This window comes from Desulfovulcanus sp. (assembly GCF_982781345.1).
In genome coordinates, this window is the sequence record NZ_CEYAEZ010000194.1 from 1 (window position 1) to 1,120 (window position 1,120).

At 65.2% G+C, this 1,120-nt stretch carries 2 protein-coding genes; both read right to left on the minus strand.

Features of this window, described 5'->3' with window-relative positions; all coding sequences use genetic code 11:
- A partial coding sequence (locus AC3WVG_RS12175; protein ID WP_488798384.1) for a CocE/NonD family hydrolase occupies positions 1–997 on the minus strand: 997 nt, incomplete at its 3' end.
- Positions 913–1,120: hypothetical protein (locus AC3WVG_RS12180; protein ID WP_488798385.1), on the minus strand; the 208-nt coding region annotated here is incomplete at its 5' end. The genes AC3WVG_RS12175 and AC3WVG_RS12180, both read right to left, overlap by 85 nt.

The following is a 1,120-nucleotide window of genomic DNA, read 5'->3' on the forward strand; positions in this document are numbered from 1 at the left end:
GGTCGGCACCCAGTCCCATCGCCGATCCCGCCCGGAGCGAGGGAACCGGATCCATGGGATCGTACTCGTAGGCATCGGGCGATTCGGCGCCTTCCGGAGCTTCGCGCAAAAGTGCTCCGCCCGCGCGCATATACCAGGGCGTGGGCGCACTCTCGGGCGGCGGCCAGTCGGCGCAGCCTATCCAGCGGTCGGTGCCGTTGACGTACAGCCACACGCGCGGATCTCGGCTCAAGCCACTGGCGCGGCCTTTGAGATGCTGGTCGTACCAGCGCAGGCGGAAGGCGTTGAAATCAAGAGCACCCTCGGGTCCGAATCTCAGCAACCCCACCGGATCTCCCGTGGTCTGCGCCGGACCGTGCACCCAGGGACCGACAATCAGCCGCTGCGCTTCGCGCACCTCGGGATCTGCAGCGTGCTGACGCATACTGGTATATGCCGCCAGCGCGTGGGGCAGCAAACCGTCAAACCAGCCGCCCAGATGACAGATCGGCACGCGGACCTTATGGGCCTGGCGAGAGAGCAGCGCAGGATTCCACCAGGCGCTGCGCACGGGATGTGAGAGCCACTCATTGTAGTAGTCGGCCACTCCTTCGGCGTAGGCGTTGGGCGCGAAGGGCAGGCGTAGCTGGTCGACGTTGGGCGTCACGACCGGCGAATCAGGATCTTCTGCTTCCTCACTGACTTTGCTCAAATGTGAAAGAAACCGCCTGGCGCGGACTCTTTTGGCCGGAGGGTAGTGCTCCAGATCCTGTTCTGTCATGGTGGCGACCCATCCCATAAGACCGGAAATAGCGGCGCCACCCAGATACCAGTAAGCGTCGTAAATGCCCTCGCGCACCAGCAGTGCATCCAGGTGAGGCGGGGCTTCGATGGCGGTCTGGTACTGAGTAAAGCCGCTGTACGAACCGCAGATCATGCCGATGCGCCCGTTGCACCAGGGTTGCTGCGCCACCCACTCGATGGTGGCGTAGCCATCACCCGGCGGCGCGCCGGGCATGGGCCACGCTGCCACCCTCCTGGTCCACCATGAGGAGAGGTGGTCCTGCGGCGTCGCTCAGGATCTCCCGCAGCTCCCCGGTCAGCCCGCGGACCTGGGCCGGCGACTCGATGTTCCGCTCGA